Origin of the sequence: Streptomyces sp. GS7 (assembly GCF_009834125.1) — a bacterium.
Taxonomy (GTDB): Bacteria; Actinomycetota; Actinomycetes; order Streptomycetales; family Streptomycetaceae; genus Streptomyces.
Window position 1 is genome coordinate 6,810,358 of the sequence record NZ_CP047146.1, and the last position, 21,476, is coordinate 6,831,833.

The 21,476-nt window shown below is 73.1% G+C and carries 14 protein-coding genes and 1 pseudogene; 7 read left to right on the forward strand and 8 right to left on the reverse strand.

The genetic code is table 11. The annotated features are described in order from the left end of the window. Nucleotides 1-170 precede the first annotated feature (170 nt). Together GR130_RS29625 and GR130_RS29630 are read left to right on the forward strand one after the other, a co-directional pair. A complete protein-coding gene (locus tag GR130_RS29625) occupies nucleotides 171-1,067 on the forward strand; it encodes a replication-relaxation family protein (protein ID WP_159507548.1) in 897 nt (298 codons plus the stop codon). Next, entirely contained in the window at nucleotides 1,064-1,672 is a 609-nt protein-coding gene (locus GR130_RS29630) for a sirohydrochlorin chelatase (protein ID WP_236573639.1), read from the forward strand. The genes GR130_RS29625 and GR130_RS29630 overlap by 4 nt, the downstream gene beginning before the upstream one ends. A 102-nt stretch (nucleotides 1,673-1,774) precedes the next feature. Here the strand turns inward: GR130_RS29630 and GR130_RS29635 are convergent, their stop codons facing one another. The 3 genes and pseudogenes from GR130_RS29635 to GR130_RS29645 all read right to left on the reverse strand — a co-directional run bounded on the left by GR130_RS29635 (nucleotide 1,775) and on the right by GR130_RS29645 (nucleotide 5,929). Continuing rightward, nucleotides 1,775-2,863: a glycosyltransferase family 2 protein gene (locus GR130_RS29635; RefSeq protein ID WP_159507549.1), complete on the reverse strand. Its 1,089-nt coding sequence runs from the start codon at nucleotides 2,861-2,863 to the stop codon at nucleotides 1,775-1,777. A gap of 288 nt (nucleotides 2,864-3,151) precedes the next feature. After that, the gene (locus tag GR130_RS29640) at nucleotides 3,152-4,357 is read right to left on the reverse strand and encodes a S8 family peptidase (protein WP_159507550.1); all 1,206 of its coding nucleotides are present in this window, start codon (nucleotides 4,355-4,357) and stop codon (nucleotides 3,152-3,154) included. A 329-nt stretch (nucleotides 4,358-4,686) separates the two neighbouring features. After that, nucleotides 4,687-5,929, reverse strand: a pseudogene (locus GR130_RS29645) (macrolide family glycosyltransferase). A gap of 197 nt (nucleotides 5,930-6,126) precedes the next feature. On the opposite strand from GR130_RS29645, the gene GR130_RS29650 reads away from it, so the two are divergent. Continuing rightward, entirely contained in the window at nucleotides 6,127-7,017 is an 891-nt protein-coding gene (locus GR130_RS29650) for an aminoglycoside phosphotransferase family protein (protein WP_159507552.1), read from the forward strand. Nucleotides 7,018-7,065: 48 nt separating this feature from the next. Here the strand turns inward: GR130_RS29650 and GR130_RS29655 are convergent, their stop codons facing one another. Together GR130_RS29655 and GR130_RS29660 are read right to left on the reverse strand one after the other, a co-directional pair. Next, nucleotides 7,066-7,779 carry an exonuclease domain-containing protein gene (locus tag GR130_RS29655; protein ID WP_159507553.1) on the reverse strand — a complete coding sequence of 238 codons (714 nt, stop codon included), beginning with the start codon at nucleotides 7,777-7,779 and terminating at the stop codon, nucleotides 7,066-7,068. A gap of 213 nt (nucleotides 7,780-7,992) precedes the next feature. Further along, a complete protein-coding gene (locus GR130_RS29660) occupies nucleotides 7,993-9,243 on the reverse strand; it encodes an SAV2148 family HEPN domain-containing protein (RefSeq protein ID WP_159507554.1) in 1,251 nt (416 codons plus the stop codon). A gap of 589 nt (nucleotides 9,244-9,832) precedes the next feature. Here GR130_RS29660 and glgX point away from each other — a divergent pair. Next, nucleotides 9,833-12,079 (forward strand): glycogen debranching protein GlgX, encoded by a 2,247-nt coding sequence (gene glgX / locus GR130_RS29665; protein ID WP_159507555.1) that lies wholly within the window; start codon nucleotides 9,833-9,835, stop codon nucleotides 12,077-12,079. 47 nt (nucleotides 12,080-12,126) lie between these two features. On the opposite strand, the gene GR130_RS29670 is transcribed toward glgX, so the two are convergent. Then, nucleotides 12,127-13,431 (reverse strand): MFS transporter, encoded by a 1,305-nt coding sequence (locus tag GR130_RS29670; RefSeq protein ID WP_159507556.1) that lies wholly within the window; start codon nucleotides 13,429-13,431, stop codon nucleotides 12,127-12,129. 163 nt (nucleotides 13,432-13,594) lie between these two features. On the opposite strand from GR130_RS29670, the gene treY reads away from it, so the two are divergent. Beyond that, nucleotides 13,595-16,156: a malto-oligosyltrehalose synthase gene (gene treY, locus GR130_RS29675; protein WP_159507557.1), complete on the forward strand. Its 2,562-nt coding sequence runs from the start codon at nucleotides 13,595-13,597 to the stop codon at nucleotides 16,154-16,156. A 7-nt stretch (nucleotides 16,157-16,163) separates the two neighbouring features. On the opposite strand, the gene GR130_RS29680 is transcribed toward treY, so the two are convergent. Next, a complete protein-coding gene (locus GR130_RS29680; RefSeq protein ID WP_159507558.1) occupies nucleotides 16,164-17,045 on the reverse strand; it encodes a LysR family transcriptional regulator in 882 nt (293 codons plus the stop codon). A 107-nt stretch (nucleotides 17,046-17,152) separates the two neighbouring features. Here GR130_RS29680 and lpdA point away from each other — a divergent pair, with 107 nt between their 5' ends. Continuing rightward, the gene (gene lpdA / locus GR130_RS29685) at nucleotides 17,153-18,628 is read left to right on the forward strand and encodes a dihydrolipoyl dehydrogenase (RefSeq protein ID WP_159507559.1); all 1,476 of its coding nucleotides are present in this window, start codon (nucleotides 17,153-17,155) and stop codon (nucleotides 18,626-18,628) included. A gap of 180 nt (nucleotides 18,629-18,808) precedes the next feature. Then, on the forward strand, nucleotides 18,809-20,827 hold the full coding sequence (otr(A), locus tag GR130_RS29690; RefSeq protein ID WP_159507560.1) for a tetracycline resistance ribosomal protection protein Otr(A): 2,019 nt from the start codon (nucleotides 18,809-18,811) through the stop codon (nucleotides 20,825-20,827). A 70-nt stretch (nucleotides 20,828-20,897) separates the two neighbouring features. Here otr(A) and GR130_RS29695 read toward each other — a convergent pair whose 3' ends face one another. Next, nucleotides 20,898-21,434, reverse strand: coding sequence for a DUF1707 and FHA domain-containing protein (locus GR130_RS29695; protein ID WP_159507561.1), 537 nt, complete (start codon nucleotides 21,432-21,434; stop codon nucleotides 20,898-20,900). Nucleotides 21,435-21,476 lie beyond the last annotated feature (42 nt).

The window sequence follows — 21,476 nt, forward strand, 5'->3', positions numbered from 1 at the left end:
GCCCCACGCTGTCGGCATGTGCTGGTAAGTGCTGGTGTGATCGTTCCGTAATGGGGGCGGGGCGTAGTGGTAAGCGCGGTGGTAAGGAGTCTCGGGTGAGCTGAAGGCGAGGGTTCCCAGCCCTCCTCGCGGCCGCTTCGCCGCGGGCCCTTCCACGCCCGGGAGCTTTGATGCCCACCCCCTCCTCCACGGCTTCATCCCACCGCGCAGCGCCGGTGCGGGAGCAGGCACTGGCTGCGCTGTTCGTGCACCGTGCCGCGGAGACCGAGCAGTTGCGCCGCTTGCTGGCGCCTCCGCCTGAACTGAGGTACCTGCGGCGTTGCCTTCGTGATCTCCGAGGGCTCGGTCTGGTCCACAGTGTTACCCGGGCTCACTGTCCCAGCGTCTGGTCACTTACCGATCAGGGCGCCCGGAACGTCGCGAGCTGGCCCGAGTTCGCGGGGCGGCGCCTTCGTCGGCATACGACGATGGGGGCACGCAGTGCCCACACGCTGGCCGTGACAAGGACGGCGCTGGCGTTCATCGAAGATGCGCGGCGGCGGGGCGACGAGGTCACGGCCTTGGACTGGACCCCGGAAGTGGCGCATCCGATCCGCGACGGTGCCGGTGTCGGAGACCGCGCGCTGATCGCTGATGCTCTGCTGCGCTACACCCGAACCGCGCCCACGCGGGCGATGCTGCGTGCCTTCGTCGAAGTGGACCGCGCGACAGAGTCGTCCGAGCGTCTGGCGTCGAAGGTGATCACCTACGCGCGGTTCTACGATCACATCCCGGTCGTTGGTCGGCGCAGTGCGGCGGATCTGTCGGGGATGCGTGCCTGGCAGCGGTCGTACCTCGTCTTCCCCCGACTTCTGTTCGTCCTGACCGGAGCCGGCCGGCAGGCGCTTCTCCATCGGGTCGCGGATCTGCGAGCGATGGTGCGTGGGCATCCGTCGACGGCGCGGTTCGCCGAGGACGTGCCTGTTGGTGCCGCGGTCCTGGAGGAGTTGGAGGAGCTTGGGGCATCGGCTCCGGTGTGGTGGTCGCTCGACGGCCGCACCGGTCGGCGCAGCTGGATGGAACTATGACCCGCCGTCCGGCCGAGGGCGTACGGAATGTGGTGGCGCTGCCGCTCCTCCTCACCCGCGCCTTTCACGCGAAGTCCGACATCCCCGCGGTACTGCGGGAGGCCGCCGCGCGGCTGCCCCGGCTCACCGTCCACCAGGCCGATGTCCTCGGCCCCTCCCCCCTCCTGACCGGCGCCCTGGAACGCCGACTGGAAGAAGCCGGGCTGCGGCCCGGCGACCACCGCACGACCGGGATCGTCCTGGCCTCGGCGGGCTCCTCAGACCCGGAGGCGATCGCAGCGATCGCTCAAACCGCGCGGGAGTGGCAGCGCACCGCCCAATGGTGCGCCGTGCGACCTGCGTTCGCCTCCGCATCCCTTCCCCGCACGGCCGACGCCGTACGAGCCCTACGAGCCGAAGGCATCCAGCGGGTCGCCGTCGCCCCGTACGTCATCGCACCCGGCTTCCTCCCGGACCGCATCGCCGCCGGCGCCCGCGAAGCCCGCGCCGACATCCTCGCCCCGGTCCTCGGCCCCGCCCCCGAACTGGCCCGGCTGCTCCTGCGACGCTACGACCAAGCCGTCCGCGCGGGCGCCCGAGGAAACGCGGCACCGCTGGCCGCCTGAGGGCGACCCGCGGGGCCGGCCGCCGCGGCGCCGAGCGCTCAACCCGCCGCGGCCGGCCCCCCGTTCGGTGTCCGCCGCAGCGCCGGCCGCAGCCCCGGTGCCTCACACCGCCACGGCCTCCGCCCCTCCCCGCGGGGTGTCGGCCCGCCCCTTCTCGTAGACCGTCAGGCCGCGGGCGAGATGCAGGGGCACCAGGACCAGTTCCACGACGAGCGCCTTCCATGCGTAGACGAGGTTGACGGCCTTGGTGGCGTAGACGCAGGGGATGTTCAGCAGCACGCCGGCCAGCGGGAGTCCGCGGCGGCGGGCGGCGTACACCAGGGGTGGTGCGGTCAGGAGCAGATCGGCACCGGCCCACCAGGCGAAGGCGGGCAGGGCCGACGCACCGCCGTTCGCGGCGATCAGGAACGGGGTGGCCAACCAGAGGGGCGCGGTGAGGATCTCGAACAGGGCGAGCAGTACCCAGAGCGCCAGCAGGGGCTTGCGCAGGATCAGCTGCCCGAGGTGCAGCCGGACGTTCTGGCAGAAGCCGGCCATCCAGCGCCAGACCTGTTTCCGCAGATAGGTGAGGTCCTCGGGATCGGCGGCCAGGGCGACCGCGTCGGAGACGTAGACCGCGCGACGGCCGGCGATCTGCTGGGACCAGGTGAAGTCCATGTCCTCGACGATGGTCCGCTCGGGGAAACCGCCGAAGGCGGTCAGCGCGTCGCGGCGGAACACCGAGCAGCAACCCGAGCACACCATGGGGCTGTTGGCGCGGGCCTGGATGGGCCGCTGCCAGTGGAACCCGAACAGATACTCCGTGGAGCGCCCGCGCTCCCACACGGTGCGGGTGTGGCGGGTGCGGACGGTGCCCGCCGCGACCGCGACGTCGGGGTCGTCGAAGACCGGGAGGACGCGGGCGAGGTAGTCCGGGGCGAGGACGGTGTCCGCGTCGACGGCCAGGACGAGGTCGGTGGTGCAGTGCGGCAGGGCGTGGTTCTGCGCCCTGGCCTTGCTGCCGAGCCGGTCCGGTGGGCGGAGAACGGTCACTCCGTACGATGCGGCGACTTCTCCGGTGCGGTCCGTGGAGCCGTCGTCCACGACCAGGATCCGGTCGGGCGGGACGGTTTGCCGTGCGAGGGATTCCAGCGTGTCCGGAAGGCCCTCTTCTTCGTTGTGGGCGGGAACGATGACGGTGACGGTGTGCATGATGAGCTTCCCCCTGTCCTGCGGATCGCGCTGACCACGACGCAGACGATTCCGATGACGCCGTAGATGATGGTGCTGATGCCGATGAACGGCAGTCCTCCGTGCATGTCACTGACGGTAGTCGCAGCACCCCGCCACCGGTTCCGGAGTGAGCCTCCTGTGGATAACTCCGAGAGAACTCCGCGCAGGGGAAGGTGAATTGCCGGCTCTCGGCACAACGACGCCGGCCGCCGCGCCCCGTGGGGGCGAGCGCGACGGCCGGCGTGCGGTGCTGAGCGATCGTGTCGGTTACTCCACGATCTTCAGCAGCTTGTTGGGCGTGCCCTGGCCCGGGTTGCTGATCTTGTCCGGGGTGGCGCCGTCGGTCAGCGCCTTCTCCACGTCCGCCGGCTTGGCGTCCTTGTGGCCGGCCAGGTAGATCGCGGCGGCACCGGTGACGTGCGGGGTCGCCATGGACGTACCCGAGATGGTCTTGGTGGCGTCGTCGCTGTTGTTCCAGTCCGAGGTGATGTCGGTACCCGGAGCGTAGAGCTTGACGACGCTGCCGTAGTTGGAGAAGTCGGACTGCTGGTCGTCCTTGGTGCTGGAGGCCACCGTGATGGCTTCCTTGACGCGTGCCGGAGAGCTCTGGCCCGCGTCGGTGGACTCGTTGCCGGCCGCGACGGCGAAAGTGACGCCGGAGTCGATGGCCCTCTTCACTGCCGCGTCGAGCGCCTCGTCCGCGCCGCCGCCGAGCGACATGTTGGCGACCGAGGGGCCCTTGTGGTTCTTGGTGACCCAGTCGATGCCGGCCACGACCTGCTCGGTGCTGCCGGACCCCTGGGCGTCCAGGACCTTGACGGCGACCAGCTTGGCCTTCTTGGCGACACCGTAGTTGGTGCCGGCGATGGTGCCGGACACGTGGGTGCCGTGGCCGTTGTCGTCCTCGGCCTTGTCGCTCTTGTCGATGGCGTTGAAGCCGTACGACGCGCGACCGCCGAAGTCCTTGTGGCTGATGTGGATACCGGTGTCGATGACGTAGGCGGTGACGCCCTCGCCCGCGCTGTCCGGGTAGGTGTACTTGCCGTCGAGCTTGGTGTCCGTCTGGTCGATGCGGTCCAGGCCCCACGACGGCGGGTTCTCCTGGGTGCCGTCGATGTGGAACGTGTGGTTCTGCACGACCTTGTCGACGGCGGGGTCGGCGGCGAGGTGCTTGGCGTCCTCGTCGGACAGGCCGTTGGCCGAGAAGCCGTTGATGGCGGAGGTGAAGGTCCGCTTGACCTTGCCGCCGTACTTGGCGGCCAGGTCGCCGCTCTCGGTGGCGTGTACGGACTTCTTCAGCATGACGATGTAGCTGCCCTTGACGGCGCCCTTGGCCTCGGCGCCGTAGACCTTGCCCTCGGCGGCGGGCGACGCACCCGCGGTGACCGCGGTGACAGCGGCGATACCAGTGGCGGCCACCGCGGCGGATATTGCCGTGACGAGCCGCTTCTTGCTGGAACGCTTATGAGCCATTGCGAGGGTTCTCCTCGTTCGTGGTGTGGGGGGAAGCGTTGCGCAACAGCCCGGAGGGACCGGAAGATCTCCTTCGGACTGGTTCGAAACCTTGTCGGATTGACGAGGTCAATTCAAGGGCCGCCGGGCCGTGTGAGATAGACAACAACCCTGCAAAAACACAAAAGACCGCAGAACCTTCCCAAAACACCAGCCGAGTTGACGGTGAGCGGCTCAACTCCGTTTACGTTGACGAAATGAAGGGGGACAGCTGACGAGTTGTTTGCTCTGTCAACCGTCCCCCTGTGGCAGGCACGCGGTCCACGCGATCCGGCCATCTGGCTGAATTATTAAGGGAGTTGGGCCTCGATCAGGTCCGCCGCCTGCCGGCTGCCGCCCTCGTCCGCCGTCTCCCGGCGGATGCGCTCGGCGGTCGCGGCCACCTCAGGGTCACGCACGAGCGAGAGCACCGCCTCCCGCAACGCCCCGGCGGTCACCTCCTCCTTCGGCAGATGCCGGGCGACGCCCAGCGCCTGGAGTCGGTCGGCGTTCATGAACTGGTCGGCGGCCTGCGGTACGCACACCATCGGCACCCCGTTGGCCAGTCCTTCCTGGCTGCCGCCCATCCCGGCGTGGGTGATGAAGGCGTCCGCCCGGCGCAGGACCGCCGGCTGCGGAATCCAGTCGCTCACCGCGAAGTTGTCCGGGATCTCGCCGAGCAGGGAGGGGTCGGTGAACTTCCCGGTCTGCATGACCACGTACCAGTCCGTCAGCCCGCCGAACGCGTCGATGCAGGCGCGGTAGAAGTCCGGGGAGTCGGTGAAGACCGAACCCAGGGAGACCGCGAGCACCTTGGTGCCGGGGGCGAGGTCCGCCGGAGGCCGCCAGTCACTCGCGCCGGAGCGGTCTCCGCCGCAGGAGCCGACGAAGGTGAAGACGGCGTCGTCGACCCGGTCGGCGTTCGGCTGCATGGCCCTGGGAATCAGGACCAGCGCACGGGCGGGCCGGGACGCCAGCCGGTCGGGGTCGGTGAGCGCGGTCATGCCGTGGTCGTCCAGCCAGGTTTGGAAGCGCGCGTAGTACGCCCGGCCGCGCCCGGTGCCGAGGAGTTGGGACCGTATCGCCGCCCCGGCCTCCTCCTCGTACCCGTCCCAGATGACCATGTGCGGGGTCAGTTGGATGGCCGGCACTCCCCAGTGGTGGGCGAGCAGCGGCGCGGGATAGGCCGCGGTGTCGTGCAGGACGAGGTCCGGGGTGTCGCCCTCGTAGGCGGCGATGAGCTGTGGGAGGGCCTGGATCCCGTCGTCGAGGAACAGTTCGAGGTGGTCGATGAGTTCGGCGCCCCACTCCTGCGGGCTCTCGTCGGTGGGCAGGGTGGTGGTCCACGGCCGGGGCTCGGCTCCGGTGGTGGCGACGAGGTCGGCGAAGGCGGGCGGGACGGCGTAGGTGACGCGGTGGCCGCGGTCGACGAGTTCGCGGATGACGCCGAGGTTGGGCCGGACGTGGCCGTGGGCCGCGATGCTGAACATGGCGATGTGCGAGGGGTGGTGAGGCATGCTCCGCACGCTACGCGAGACGATACGTATCGTGCAATGGGGATTCGCTGACGGCGCCGGGCGGGACAAAGCGCCAACTGCCCCTCTCCCCCGCCGCGTTCGCCGCCGCTGCCGTGCCGCTCGCGCCCGCGGCCCACGCGGGGTCGGCCGGCCGGAGCACGCCCCGGGGCGCTCCGGCCCGGTCGGCGGCACCTGCGACACTGGTCGCGAGTACGCACCGCAGGAGGCACGCCGATGACCCGACCCAGCCCCGCCGCCTTCACGGAGGCGCGCGCCCGGGAGGTGCTGGCCGCGGCCGGGCACCCGGATGCGGCGGCGGACGCCCCGCTGCTCTCGCTGGGCGAGAACGCCGTCTTCGCCCTCGGCGGGCGCGGTCCGGTCGTACGGGTGGGCCGCAGCGCCGAACTGCTGGAGCGGGCCGAGCGGGAACTGCGCGTGGCCCGCTGGCTGGCGGACGAGGACGTGCCGGCCGTTCGGGCCGCGGAGCCGGTGGCCGCGCTCGTCGAGGGCCATCCGGTGACCTACTGGCGGCGGCTTCCGGAGGCCGTCCGGCCCGCCGGACCGGACGATCTCGCCGCACTGCTGCAGCGCGTCCACGCGCTGCCGGAGCCGCCCTTCGCGCTCCCCCGGCGGGAGTTGCTGGACGGCGTGGAGCGCTGGCTGCGGCTGGCCGGCGACGCCGTCTCCGCGTCCGACGCGGAGTATCTGCGCGGGCGGCGGGACGCGTTCGCGGCGGCCGCGTCGGCGCTGGAGCCGCATCTGCCGCGCGGACCGATCCACGGTGACGCACTGCCCCGCAACGTCCATGTCGGGCCCGACGGCCCGGTCCTGGTCGACCTGGAGACCTTCTCCTGCGACTTGCGCGAACACGACCTCGTGGTGATGGCGCTGAGCCGGGACCGCTACGGCCTGGGCGCGGACGCCTACGGCGCCTTCGTGTCCGCCTACGGCTGGGACGTCCGGGACTGGGAGGGCTGCGCGGTGCTGCGCGGGTCCCGGGAGACGGCCAGTTGCGCCTGGGTCTCCCAGCACGCGCCCGGAAACCCGGCCGCGCTCAAGGAGTTCCGGCGCCGGATCGCCTCCCTGCGTGAGAAGGACGCGACGGTGCGGTGGTATCCGTTCTGAGCCGCTGACTCACCGGGGCGAACCGGTGGGGCGGGGCGGGTCAGCGGCTCAGCGCTGGTACGGGATCAGCGGCCAGGCCGCCTCGACTATCGCCCCCGGGTCGCCGGTGCGGCGCAAGTACGCCTGGAACGAGGCGGCCTGCTCGGCGGCGGCCTCCTCCTGGAGGGTGTGCAGGGCGCGCGGCGAAGGCAGTGCGACGGCCGGGTACTTCGCACCGATGCGGCGGGCGACCCCGGCAGCCGCCGCCGCGTCGGCGCCCGCCTCATGGGCGCCGTCCAGCGGCACGCCGTAATGCCCGCAGAGTGCCTGGAGGGCGCGCTTGCCCTTGCGGTAGCGGTCCACGTGCTTGTCCAGGACCAGGGGGTCGATGACCGGGGCCGGGCCGTGGCCCAGCCGCTCGGTCAGGGTCGGCACGCCGTGGCGGCGGCACTCGCGGTCGAGGAGCGAGAGGTCGTAGCGGGCGTTCATCACCACGAGCGGTACGTCCGCGCGCAGGACTGCGGCGAGGGCTTCGGTGATGTCCTCGACGGTGGTCGCGGGCGGGCTGCCGTGCTCGCGGGCGTACGCGGTCGATATGCCGTGTATGTCCGAGGCTTCGGCGGGAATCGGCACACCCGGGTCGAGCAGCCAGGACTGCGCTCCGGCCGCCCGGCCGTCCCCGTCCAGCCGGATCAGCGCGGCGGTGACGATGCGGTCGTGCTCGATGTCGGTGCCGGTGGTCTCCAGGTCGAAGCCGGCCAGCGGCCCCTGATGCCAGCTCATGCCGGCACCCCGCGCCGACCGGTCCCGCGTCCGCCCGGTCCGCGCCTCTCCTCGATCGCCTCGCTACGCTCACCCATGGGGCCTCCTTCAGTGGTGCTTCCCCCGTTGCCCGACCACTCTCGCACGCACCACTGACAAGCGGCCGGCCGCCCGTGTGCGGGCACCCCGCGGCGGGGCACCGCCCGTGGGGGCGGCTTCCGGACGGCCGCTCCCTCAGGAGACCGGCCGCGAGTCCGCCCAGACGCTCTCGAACTCCTCGCGGTAGATCTCGAAGAGGCCGTGGTCGCCGTCCCGTCCGTCGCGGGCGTCCTGGCGGACCACCTCGCGGGCGCCGCCGCGCAGCACGAGCACCGGGGACTCCATACCGCGGCTCTTGCGGAGGTAGGGCTGGACCACGGCTATCCCGTCGGGGCCGTCGCCGTCGACGAGGTAGGCGGTGAAGCGCGGGGTCTCGTCGAAGACCTGGATCTCGAAGGCGCCGGGGTCGCGCAGCCGGGCGCGCACCCGCCGCATGTGCAGGATGTTCATCTCGATGGAGCGGCTCATCTCGCCCTTTTTGAGGCCGATTTCCCGCTCCCGTCGGCGGACCGCGCTGCTGGCCGGGTTGAGGAAGAGCAGCCGCACGCGGCAGCCGGACTCGGCGAGCCGGACCAGCCGGCGGCCGGAGTAGTTCTGGACGAGCAGGTTGAGACCTATGCCCACCGCGTCGAGGCGGCGGGCGCCGCCGAAGAGGTCCTCCGCGGGGAGCTGGCGCTGGAGCCGGACCCGGTCGGGGTGGACGCCGATGACGTCGGCGTAGCGGTCGCCCACGAGGTCCTCGACGGCGTCGATGGGCAGCCGCCCGGAAATACGGGTGCCGGCGCCGGAGCCGAGGGTGTCCAGCAGGCGGGCGGAGGCGCGCTCGGCCTGGGCGAGGACGGTCTCCGACAGCGCGCGGTTGCGGGAGACGATGTTGCGGGCGACCTCCAGTTCGTCCAGGGCCAGCTCGACATCGCGCCGGTCGTCCACGTAGGGCTCGAAGCAGGGCCAGTGCTGGACCATCAGTTCGCGGAGTTGCGGGAGGGTGAGGAAGCTGACGATGTTGTCGTCGGCGGGGTCGAGGAGGTAGCCCTTGCGCCGGCTGACCTCGCGGACCGCCACCGCGCGCTGCACCCATTCCTGGCCCGCGGGCCCGGCCGCGGCGATGACCCACTCGTCGCCGTGCACCGGCTCGTAGATGGGGCGCAGTACGGCCGACACGACGGCCCGTAGGCGCTGCTCGACGAGATTCAGCCAGATGTAGGCGCGTCCGGCCCGGCGGGCGCGGGTGCGTACCTCGCTCCAGGCATCGGCCCCCCAGTCCAGCTCCGCACCGATCTCCAGCGGTCTCGCCAGGGAAACCGCGCCGGGCGGTGCGTCCACGGAGCCGCCCTCCTGGCCCTCGTGACTCTCGTCACCAGGGGGCAACTCCAGCCCGCCGCTCACCTGCCACCGCCTTCCGAACCCCCGTGCCAACGATCAAGGCAGACTACTGCGGCGTGAGGGGCGGTGCAGCCTGATGGATCGAGTCGGCTGCCAACTCCCCTTATCCATAGTGCACGTTGTGACCCGAAAGCGCGGCTGGAGTGAGCGGATTCATAGCCGTGCGCAGGGCTCCGGGCGGGGTCCGCACACGCGATGGGGTGTTCCCGCGGACGCCCGTTGACCGGGCTGCGGATCGCCCGCGAACGGCTCGGACAGGGCGAATGGCCAGGTTGCCGCTGGTGAAGTGGGCACATTTGCTGTAGTCCATGGCGGAGATGCGGCGTTTGGTGTACCTGGAGCCTGTCCGGTTCCTCCCCCGCGTCCCCGTGAAAACCGTCCGCCGGGCATCCGTCGGGGGCGGATCGACCCGCCGGCCCTCCGGGGGGACGATCCGACACGCCTGCGGATGTACCCCCATTCAGCGGATATCTCGCGAAAAGCCTGCGGTATCCGGCACGTTGCGAAAAGTTGCGGAAGGATTCCGATTCGGTCCGCGGACGCGTGTCGTGGAGTCGCCGCAGCCCCGTGGAGAAAGTGGAAGAGTCTACGCATGCAGGTCTGGCCGGGACAGATGTATCCGCTGGGTGCCACCTACGACGGTGCGGGCACCAACTTCGCGGTGTTCTCCGAAGCCGCGACGCGCATTGAACTGTGTCTGCTGCACGACGACGGGTCGGAGACCGCCGTCGAGCTGCGCGAGTCCGACGCCTTCGTTCGGCACGCGTATCTGCCGGGGGTGATGCCGGGGCAGCGCTACGGCTTCCGGGCGCACGGCCCCTACGAGCCCGAGCGCGGGCACCGCTGCAATTCCGCCAAGCTGCTGCTCGACCCGTACGCGCGGGCGATGAGCGGCGTGATCGACTGGGACGAGGCGGTCTACGGCTACCACTTCGGCCGCCCCGAGGTCCGCAACGACCTCGACTCGGCGCCGCACACCATGGCGTCGGTGGTCGTCAATCCGTACTTCGACTGGGGTGACGACCGCCCGCCGCGCACCGCCTACCACGAGACGGTGCTCTACGAGGCCCATGTGAAGGGCCTGACGATGCGGCATCCGGAGCTGCCCGACGAGCTGCGCGGCACGTACGCGGCGCTGGCGCATCCGGCGATCATCGACCATCTGACGAAACTGGGGGTCACGGCCCTGGAGCTGATGCCGGTGCACCAGTTCGTCCAGGACCACCGGCTGGTGGACGCGGGGCTGACGAACTACTGGGGCTACAACACCATCGGCTTCTTCGCCCCGCACAACGCCTACGCCTCCTGGGGGGACCGCGGGCAGCAGGTGCTGGAGTTCAAGACGGCGGTACGGGCGCTGCACCAGGCCGGCATCGAGGTGATCCTCGACGTCGTCTACAACCACACCGCCGAGGGCAGCCATCTGGGGCCGACGCTCTCGTTCCGGGGGCTGGACAACGCCTCGTACTACCGGCTGTCGGAGGACCGGCAGTACTACATGGACACCACGGGCACCGGCAACTCCCTGCTGATGCGCAGTCCGCACGTGCTCCAGCTGGTGATGGACTCACTGCGCTACTGGGTGCAGGAGATGCGTGTCGACGGGTTCCGGTTCGATCTGGCGGCGACGCTGGCCCGGCAGTTCCACGAGGTGGACCGGCTGTCGTCGTTCTTCGACCTGGTGCACCAGGACCCGGTCGTCAGCCAGGTGAAGCTGATCGCCGAGCCATGGGACGTCGGGGAGGGCGGCTACCAGGTGGGGAACTTCCCGCCGCTGTGGACCGAGTGGAACGGGATGTACCGGGACACCGTGCGGGACCTGTGGCGCGGCGAGCCGCGCACCCTTGCGGAGTTCGGGTCCCGGCTGGCCGGTTCCTCGGACCTCTACCAGGAGGACGGGCGGCGTCCGCTCGCCTCCGTCAACTTCGTCACCTGCCACGACGGTTTCACCCTGCGCGACCTGGTGTCGTACAACGACAAGCGCAACGAGGACAACGGCGAGGACAACCGGGACGGCGAGCGCTTCAACCGGTCCTGGAACTGCGGGGTGGAGGGGCCGACCGACGACCCCTCGGTGCGGCGGCTGCGGGCCCGTCAGATGCGGAACCTCCTGGCCACGCTGATGCTGTCGCAGGGGGTGCCGATGCTCAGCCACGGCGACGAGTTCGGGCGCAGCCAGCGCGGCAACAACAACGCGTACTGCCAGGACAACGAGCTGTCGTGGGTGCGCTGGCCGGAGCGGGCGGCGGCCGGCGGCGAGCACGGGTCCGGCGCCGGTGACGACGCGGCCGGAACCGACGGGGCCGATGGGGCCGATGGGGCGGCAGCGGCGGACGGCGCCGGGGGCGCGGACGGGACGGAGGAGTGGGACGAGGACGAGGAGCGCGAACTGCTGGAGTTCGTCCGGCGGATGGTGTGGCTGCGGCGGGACCATCCCGTCTTCCGGCGGCGGCGCTTCTTCCAGGGGCACCCGATGGAGGGCACACACGACGAGCTGTCCGACATCGCCTGGTTCACCGCGGCGGGCGCGGAGATGGGGCCGCGCGACTGGCAGTCGGTGCACGCCAAGTCGCTGGCGGTCTTCCTCAACGGCAGCTCGATCTCCGAACCGGGGCCGCGCGGCGAGCCGGTCACCGACGACTCGTTCCTGCTGATGTTCAACGCCCACGACCAGGAGAAGGAGTTCACGGTGCCGGAGCATCTGGGCCGGCAGTGGCAGGTCGTGGTGGACACCGACCGGCCGCGGACGGCGGCGGACGGCGCCGGCGCCAAGGTCAAGGCGGGCGACCGGCTGACGCTCGTCGGGCGCAGCCTGCTGGTGCTGCAACGGCCCGCCTGAAGGCGGCCGGGCCGGGGCCTGTCCGGCGCCGGCCCGTCGGGCAGGTCCTAGGGTGCCGGGGCGTCCGCGGTCGGCTCCCGCGCGGGCCGGGAGCCGCGTACCGGCGGCGCGGGACGGGCGCCGGCGCGGGTGGTGAGGGCGACGACGAGGATGAGCACGGCGGCGCCGACGGCGACCGCGAAGGCGGCGGACGGCCCGTGGGCGTCGGCGAGCCGGCCGGAGACGGCCAGGGCGAGGGCCTGGCCGCCGACCACGGCGCTGGTGAGGAAGGCCATCGATTCGGCCAGCCGGGTGGCGGGCACCAGCCGTTCGGTGAGGCCGAAGAGGGTGATCAGGTGCGGGGCGAAGGCGACGCCGAGCACCACGACGACCAGATAGAGCGCGCCCAGCGACCGTACGAACAGCAGCGGCGCGCAGAGCGCGATCAGCGCCACGGCGGCTGCCCGCCAGCGGGCCGGCAGCCCGATCCGGTCCGGCACCAGGGCCAGTGAGAGCCCGGCGACCGCGCTCATCACGCCCATCGCCGCATAGACCAGCCCCGCCTGGGCGGGCTGGTGGAGGCGCTCGGTGAGCGCGGTGATGCCGGCCTGGCAGGCGCCGAACATGGCGCCCTGGAGCGCCGTGGAGAGCCGCATGGCGTGTACGGCGCGGGGCGTTCTCGTACGGGCCGGGCGGCTGTGCGGCGGCTCCCCGGGGCGCCCCGCGGACCGGCCGGCCCCGGGCCCCGGGCCGCCCGCCGGCCGCACCGCGAGCGCCGTCGGGTGCAGCGCGAACGCCGAGCCGCAGACCGCCAGCAGCACCGCGGCCAGCGCCAGCGCCACGGCCGGGTGGGCGACCGACGCGGCCAGCCCCACCAGCGCCGGGCCGAGCACGAAGGACGCCTCGTCCAGCGTGCCTTCCAGGGACAGCGCGGCGCCCACCACCTGGTCGCCGGCCGCCGCCCGGTGGGCGAGGGCGACGAGCCGGGTGCGGGCCAGCGGCCCGATCTGCGGCACGCTCGCCCCGGCCAGCAGGCCGATCAGGGCGAGCGGCAACGTCGCGAGACCGGCGAGGGAGGTGGCCACCAGGGCGGCGACCGCGAGCGCGTTGACCCAGCAGGCGGCGAGCACCACCGGGCGCTGCCCGTGCCGGTCGGCGAGCCGGCCGATCAGCGGGCCGGCGACCGTCTGACCCGCCGCCAGCGCACCGCCGACCAGGCCCGCGGCGGTCAGCGAACCGCTGGTCTCGGCCACCAGCAGCAGACTGCCGAGCTGGCACATGGCGGTCGGGAGCCGCCCCAGGAAGGAGACGACGGGCAGCAGCGGCCCGCCCAGCGCGATCACCCGGCGGTAGGTGGCTGTGCCAGCGGTCATCGCACGACGCTATCGAGGCCCGGCGGGGAACCGTACGGGCGGGACGTACGAAGATCCACGGCGCCGCCGGCCCCTGGTGTGGACGAACACATGACATGCGGGGCGGCCCGAGATGACGCAACACGATGACACAACGAGCCGCCAGCGGGGTACGGGTGTTCCCATGACGCAGCCCACGAGTCCGTCGCCGACCGCCACCTACCGGCTGCAGCTCCAGCCGGACTTCCCGTTCGCCGCCGCCGAGCGGGCCGTCCCGTATCTCGCCGGGCTCGGGGTGTCGCATCTGCACCTGTCGCCGGTGCTGGAGGCGGTGCCGGGGTCCGCGCACGGCTACGACGTGACCGACCACACGGTGGTCCGGGCCGAACTGGGCGGTGAGGAGGGCCTGCGGGCGCTGGCGGCGACGGCCCGGGCGCACGGCCTCGGGCTGGTCGCCGACATCGTGCCGAACCACATGGCGGTGCCCGCGCCGGTGTCGCTGAACGGCCCGCTGTGGGAGGTGCTGCGCGACGGACCGGCGTCGCCGTACGCGCGCTGGTTCGACATCGACTGGGACGGCGGGCACCGGCAGCGGCTGCTGCTGCCCGTACTGGAAGGGCGGATCGGCGACGAGCTGGGGCGGTTCGCGGTCGAAGGGCGGGTGCTGCGCTACCGGGGGCACGCCTTTCCGCTGCGGCCCGGGACCGAGCGGCTGCCGATGGGGCGGCTGCTGGAGGCGCAGTGGTACCGGTTGGCGTGGTGGCGGCTGGCCCGCACCGAACTCAACTACCGCCGCTTCTTCACCATTTCGGAGCTGATCGGGGTCCGGGTCGAGGACCCCGAGGTCTTCGAGGCGACGCACGGCACGGTGCTGCGGCTGCTGCGCGAGGGCGTCATCGAGGGGCTGCGGATCGACCACCCGGACGGGCTGGCGGACCCCGCCGGCTATCTGGCGCGACTGCGGGAGCGCACCGGCGGGCGCTGGACGGTGGTGGAGAAGATCCTGACCGGTGCCGAGCGGCTGCCGGACGGCTGGGCGTGCGCGGGGACCACGGGCTATGACGCGCTGCGGCACATCGACGGGCTGTTCGTCTGCCCGCAGGGCGCCGGGCGGCTGTTCTCGCACTACCGGGACTTCGTCACCCCGCTTGCCGACGAGGGCGGCGACTGGGAGGAGACGGTGCGCCGGGCCGCCTACGAGGTGGTGACGCACGATCTGGCCGCGGAGGTGGCGCGGCTGGTGCGCACCGCGGTCCGGATCAGCGACCGGGCACCGCGGCCGGGCGACCATGCGCCGTGGGCGCTGCGCCGGGCGATCCGCGAACTGCTGGTGCGGCTGCCGGTCTACCGGCCGTACGCGGCGCAGGGCGCGGATGCCGCGCGGGCGGCGGCGGACGCGGCGATGCTGGACGCGGCGGCCGAGCGGGCGCGGACCGCGTTCCGGGTACCGGAGGAGGCCGCGGCGGTGGACCTGGTCCGCGATCTGGCGCTGGGGCGCTTCCGCGCCGGCGCCGGGGAGGACCCGGACACCGCGAACGCCGCGGCCGATGAAGGCATCGCGGAGACCGAAAACGCCGCGGACATCGCGGACTTCGCGGTGCGGTTCGCCCAGACCGCGTCCGCGCTGCACGCCAAGTCCGTTGAGGACACCGCCTTCTACCGCTATCCGGTGCTGCTGTCGGCCTGCGAGGTCGGCGGCGATCCGGGGGAACCCGCGCTGGGCCCCGGGACGTTCCACGAGTACTGCGCGCGGATCCAGCGGGACTGGCCGGCGAGCGGCACGGTGCTCTCCACGCACGACACCAAGCGCAGTGCCGATGTGCGGGCGCGGATCGCGGTGCTCTCCGAGTGCCCGGACCGCTGGCGCGATGTGCTGGGCGAGGTGGGCGACGGGAGCCAGCTCGCACAGGACGCGCTTCCGGTGGATCCGATGGCGGCGTGGACGGCCTGGCAGACCGCGTTCGGGCTGGGGTCGCCGGCCGCCGGGGGCCCGGCGGCCCAGGCGCCCGGCGACGGTTGCGGCCGGGTGGCGCCCGCGGTCCTCAAGGCCGTACGGGAGGCCGGGTTGCGGACGTCCTGGACGGAGCCGGACGCGGCGTACGAGGAGGCGGTGGCGGAGTTCGTCCGCGGCGGGCCGTGCGGCCCGGCGGCCGCCGCACTGGCCGCGCTGGATGCCGAACTCGCCCCGTTCGTCCGGGCGAACGTCCTGGGGGCGACGCTGCTGCACCTGACCATGCCCGGTGTCCCCGACCTCTATCAGGGCACCGAGCGGGAGTACGCGGCGCTGGTCGACCCGGACAACCGGCAGCCGGCGCGGTTCTGGCCCGAGCCGCCGGACGGACCGGGCGGACCGGACGGACCGGGCGGGGGTGTCGCACCGGGCGACCTGTCGGCCGAGAAGCTGCGGCTGACGACGGCCGCGCTGCGGCTGCGGCGCGACCATCCGGAGTGGTTCGGCGCCGCCGCGCCGTACGAGCCGCTGACCGCGGAGGGCCCGGCGGCGGAGCACTGCGTGGCCTTCGCGCGCGGCGGGCGTGTGGTGACGGCGGTGACCCGGCTGTCGCTGCGGATGGTGGAGACCGGCGGCTGGTGGGACACGGTGCTGCGGCTGCCGCCCGGCGGCACCTGGCGCGAGCTGCTGACCGGCCGCGCGCTGGAGGGCGGGGCCGCGGTGGCGGTGCAGGAGCTGCTGGCGGGCTGGCCGGTGGCGCTGCTCGTACGGGAGGAGCAGGGGGCGCGCGACTGATGGTGCTTCAGCTGTCGTCCCGGTCGCCGCGATCCTTCAGCAGTTCGGTGAACTCCGCTGCCGCGCCGGTCAGTTCCACCCGCGAGAAGACGGTGATCTCGCGGCGCCAGGGCGGGTCCGTGGGGATCCGGACGCAGTCCAGGCCGGCGAGTTCGTGGGAGGCCGTGAGCAGCACCCCGACGCCGGCCGAGGCCATCCGGACGGCGGTCGAGGTGTGCTGGGTGCGGACCGCGGTGCGCGGGGTGAAACCGGCCCGTTCGCACTCCCGGTCCAGCCAGCGCCGCCCGTCCACCACCGGTTCCAGACCGCACCGCACCCAGGAGCGGTCCGCCAGATCGGCCAGGCGTACGGAGGCCCGGCCGGCGAGCGGATCGTCGTGCGGCACGACCAGCACCATCCGCTCCCGGCCGACGACGGTGACCGGCCCCGGCCAGTCCACGGGCCGCGGTCCGAGCGCCATGTCGGCGACGCCGCGCGCCATCTGCTCGGACAGCTCGCCGGTGGTGGCGTATTCGTGGAGCACCAGGCGGACGCCGGGGCGCCGCCGGGCCCAGCGCGCGCAGACCTCCGGGAGCACCCCGACGGCCTGGGCGTGCACCGTCGCGATGTGGAGTTCGCCGCTCTCCGCGCCGCCCGCCGCCAGCGCGGCGCGGCGGGCCTGCCGGGCGCTGCGGACGGCGAGTTCGGCATGCGGGAAGTAGGCCCGGCCCATCGCGGTCAGCCGCACGCCGCGGGTCATCCGCTCCAGCAGCGGGCCGCCGACCTCCCGTTCCAGCGCCTTGATCTGGTGGGAGAGCGCGGACTGGGTGACGTGCAGCGCCTCGGCGGCGCGGGTGAAGGAGTCCTCCTCGACGACCGCCACCAGGTATTCCATCTGCCGCAGGCTCACCGGCCCTCCCCCTGAACTCCCCCGACGGCGCCCATGCACACCGCTCATCGCCCCCATACAAACATTGCCTTGGACTCATCCGCCCAGGCGGGCGGAGGCTGAGGGACATGAACACGGACTTGGGCACGTACCGGGAGTCGGCCGCGCGGGGTGCGGCGGAGGTCACGGATGTCGTCGTCATCGGCGGCGGGACCGGCGGCTACAGCACCGCGCTGCGGGCCGCCGCGCTCGGCCTGCGGGTGGTGCTCGCCGAACGCGACCTGGTCGGCGGCACCTGCCTGCACCGCGGCTGCATCCCCAGCAAGGCGATGCTGCACGCCGCGGAGCTGGTGGACGGTATCGCGGAGGCGGGTGCGCGGTGGGGGGTGAAGGCCACCCTGGACGCGGTGGACTGGGACGCGCTGACCGCCACCCGGGACGACATCGTGGCCCGCAACCACCGAGGCGTGGCAGGGCACTTGGCGCAGGCCGGGGTGCGGGTGGTGCGCGGTACGGCGCGGCTGACCGGGCCGCGTTCGGTGGCCGTCGACGGGACCGAAGGCGGCTCGTTCACCGCCCGGCGCGGGACCGTCCTGGCGACCGGCTCCCGGCCCCGGATGCTGCCGGGCCTGGCGGCCGACGGGCGGAGGGTGGTGACCAGCGACGACGCGCTGTTCGCCCCGGGGCTGCCGGGGTCGGTGCTGGTCCTGGGCGGTGGCGCGATCGGCGTCGAGTACGCGTCCTTCCACCGCTCGATGGGCGCCGAGGTCACCCTCGTCGAGGCGGCTGGCCGGCTGCTGCCGCTGGAGGACGCGGACGTCGGCCGGCATCTCGCCCGCGGGCTGAAGAAGCGCGGCATCGCGGTCCGTACGGGGTCGACGCTGACCCGTACGGAGCTGCTGCCGGACGGGATACGGGCCACCGTCCGCACACCCGAGGGGACGGAACTGGTCCTGGAGGCCGAGCGGTTGCTGGTCGCGGTCGGCCGGGTCCCGGTGACCGACGGGCTCGATCTGGCGGCGGCCGGACTGACGGCGGACGAGCGGGGCTTCGTTCCGCCGGCGGACTGGTCGCGGCTGGAGACCGCCGTGCCGGGCATCCACGTGGTGGGCGATCTGCTGCCGCCGCCGTCGCCCGGCCTGGCGCACGCCTCGTTCGCCGAGGGGCTGCTGGTCGCCGAGACGCTGGCGGGCATCCCGTCGCGGCCGGTGGACTACGCGGCGGTGCCCCGGGTGACGTACTCCAGCCCGCAGACCGCGTCGGTGGGGCTGACCGAGGCCGACGCGCGCGCCAGAGGGCTGGAGATCAAGGTCAACACGTTGCCGCTGACCGCCACCGCGAAGGGCATGGTGCACGGTCAGGGCGGCATGGTGAAGGTGATCGCGGCGGCGGACGGGGCGGGCGGCGAGGCCACCGGTGCGGTGCTGGGCGTCCATCTGGTGGGGCCGCAGGTCTCGGAGATGATCGCGCAGAGCCAGCTGATCGTGGCCTGGGACGCCGAGCCGGCGGACGTCGCCCAGCACATCCACGCCCATCCGACGCTGTCGGAGGCGGTCGGCGAGGCGTTTCTGACGCTGGCGGGGCGGGGGCTGCACCAGCACTGAGGCCACGGGCGGGCGCGGGCCGCGGGCCCGTCACGGACTAATTCGGTTGCGTCCGGGCGTACGGCTGGCACCATCGGCCCGTACGCCCGTATCCCCTGACCAAGGAGCCCGGAATGCGCCGATTCCTCGGAACTACTCATCGCCCCAGCCGGACGACAGTTCTCGAGGAATCCACCTTCCATGGCCCTTTCGCCTTCGCACACCCTGAACATCGGGATCCTGGCCCACGTCGACGCGGGTAAGACCAGTCTGACCGAGCGGCTGCTGTTCGACAGCGGCGCCATCGAGCGGCTCGGCAGCGTGGACGCCGGCGACACCCGTACGGACACCGGTGACCTGGAGCGGCAGCGCGGTATCACCATCCGCTCCGCCGTCGCCTCCTTCACCGCCGGCGACGTGCAGATCAACCTCATCGACACCCCTGGCCACGCCGACTTCATCGCCGAGGTCGAACGCGCCCTCGGGGTGCTCGACGGCGCCGTGCTGGTGCTGTCCGCCGTGGAGGGCGTACAGGCCGGAACGCGGCTGCTGATGAGGACGCTGCGGCGGCTGCGGCTGCCGACACTGCTCTTCGTCAACAAGATCGACCGGGTCGGCGCCCGGGGCGACGCGCTGCTGGCGGACATCCGCCGCGGCCTCGCCCCGGTCGCCGTCCCGATGACGGCCGTGACCGGGCTCGGCACTCCCCGGGCGCGCGCGAGCGCGCACCCGCTGACCGACCCGCTGGTCCGCGAGCGGATCGCCGAGGTGGTCGCGGAGGCGGACGACGCGGTGCTGGCGCGGCTGGTCGACGGCGGGGCGCCGTCCGCCGGGCAGCTGCGCGCCGCGCTGGCCGCCCGGACCGCGGACGGCTCGCTGCACCCGGTGTACTTCGGGTCGGCGCTCGGCGGGCAGGGCGTCGACGCGCTGATCGCGGGCATGGCCGGGCTGATCCCGCCGGCGCCGGTGCGGTCCGGCGGCGGGCCACGCGGCACCGTGTTCGCCGTGCGGCAGCCGCCGGGCGGCGAGCGGACGGCCCATGTCCGGCTGTACGAGGGCGAGTTGCGGCCGCGGCAGCGGGTCGTGCTGCACCGCCGCACCGCGGACGGCGGCAGCACGGCGCTGGCCGGGCGGATCACCGGACTCGACGTCGTCGGCCGGCCGCCGGGAGACGGCGGGCCGCTCACCGCGGGCAACATCGCGGTACTGCGCGGACTGCCCGGCATCCGGACCGGCGACCGGCTCGGGACGCCGCTCCCGGACTCCGGCGCCGGTGGCCGTGGGGGCGACGCCCGGTCCGGCGGGCAGGGTGACCTCGGCCTCTTCGCCGCGCCCACCCTGGAGACCCTCGTCCGGGCCCGGAACCCGGCGCGCGCCGCCGCGCTGCGAGCCGCGCTGCTGGCCCTCGCCGACCAGGACCCGCTGCTCCAGGCGCGGCCCGCGGACGGCGGCGCGACCTCGCTGCTGCTGCACGGCGAGGTGCAGAAGGAGATCATCGCGGCGACGCTGCTTCAGGAGTACGGCGTCGAGGCGGAGTTCGCGCCGAGCCGGGTGGTGTGCTTCGAGCGGCCGTGCGGGACCGGCGAGGCGTGCCACGAGATCGCCCGGCGCGGCCACACCGGGCCGTGGGCGACCGTCGGCCTGCGGGTCGAGCCGGGCCCCCGCGGCTCCGGCCCGGTGTTCGCGTACGAGACCGAACTGGGCGCGCTGCCGCACGGCTTCCACCAGGCCGTCGAGGAGACCGCCCTGGCGACGCTTCGGCGCGGGCCGCGGGGGCTGGCGGTGACCGACTGCCGGGTGGTGCTGACCCGTTCCGGATTCGTCGGGCCGGTGAGCGTCGCGGGGCACTTCCGTACGGTCACGTCCGCCGTCCTGCTGCGGGCACTTGGCCGTGCGGGCACCCGGATCCACGAGCCGTACCACGCGTTCGAGGCGGAGCTGCCGTTCGACGCGCTCGCCCCGGTGGCCGCGCGGCTGGGGGCGCTGGGCGCGGAGATAGGTGAGACCTCCGCCGAGACCTCAGGGGGGCGGCCGATGTGGCTGGTCGGCGGGGTGGTCCCGGCGCGCCGGGTGCGGGCCTGTGAGGCGGCGCTGCCGGGGCTGACGCACGGGGAAGGGGTCTGGACGTCCGCCCCGTCGGGGGACCGGCCGGTGCGGGGCGAGGGCGCCTGGTGCCTGCCGGCGGGACCGGAGGGCGAGGGAACGGGTCGGGGAGCCTAGGGCCTTTCCGACCCCGGCCCACCGGACGGGCTCTGGTCGGGCGGCCGGTCCGGACGGTCCGGGCGGTCCCTCAACGCTCCGTCAGGACGTAGTCCACCTGCCCGAAGCGGATGTGGTCGCCCGGCCCGACCGGTATCTCGCCCACCACCCGGCGCCCGTTGACGCAGGTGCCGTTGGTGGAGCCGAGGTCGCGCAGCATCCAGCCCTTGCCCTCGCTGCGCAGTTCGGCGTGGTTGCGGGAGACGGTCTCGTGGTTGAGCCGCAGCCCGACGCCCGGCGCCCGTCCGATCAGCAGCGGGAAGGGACCGGGCTCCGGCAGCATCAGCTTCGGCAGCCGCTCCGTACGCCATGCCCTGCGCACCCGGATGTGGAACGCCGACACCCGGCCGACCATCCGCAGCACCACGCCCTGGATCTTGCCGCGGCTCTCCAAGTCGGCGGTGGCCAGGGAAAGTTCGGACTGCTGCTGGGCGGACAGGACGAGTTCCAGCCGCCGGAGAAAGGTGTCCTGGGACAGCCGTCCCTGCGCCGCGCCGTCACGCAGCAGCTCAAGGGCGCGTTCCCGGTCGGCGTCCGAGGGCCGCGCGGGGAACTGGAGCGAAGTCATACCGTGATTCTCCGGTCCCGTTGAGCCGGTGTCCAGGCGATG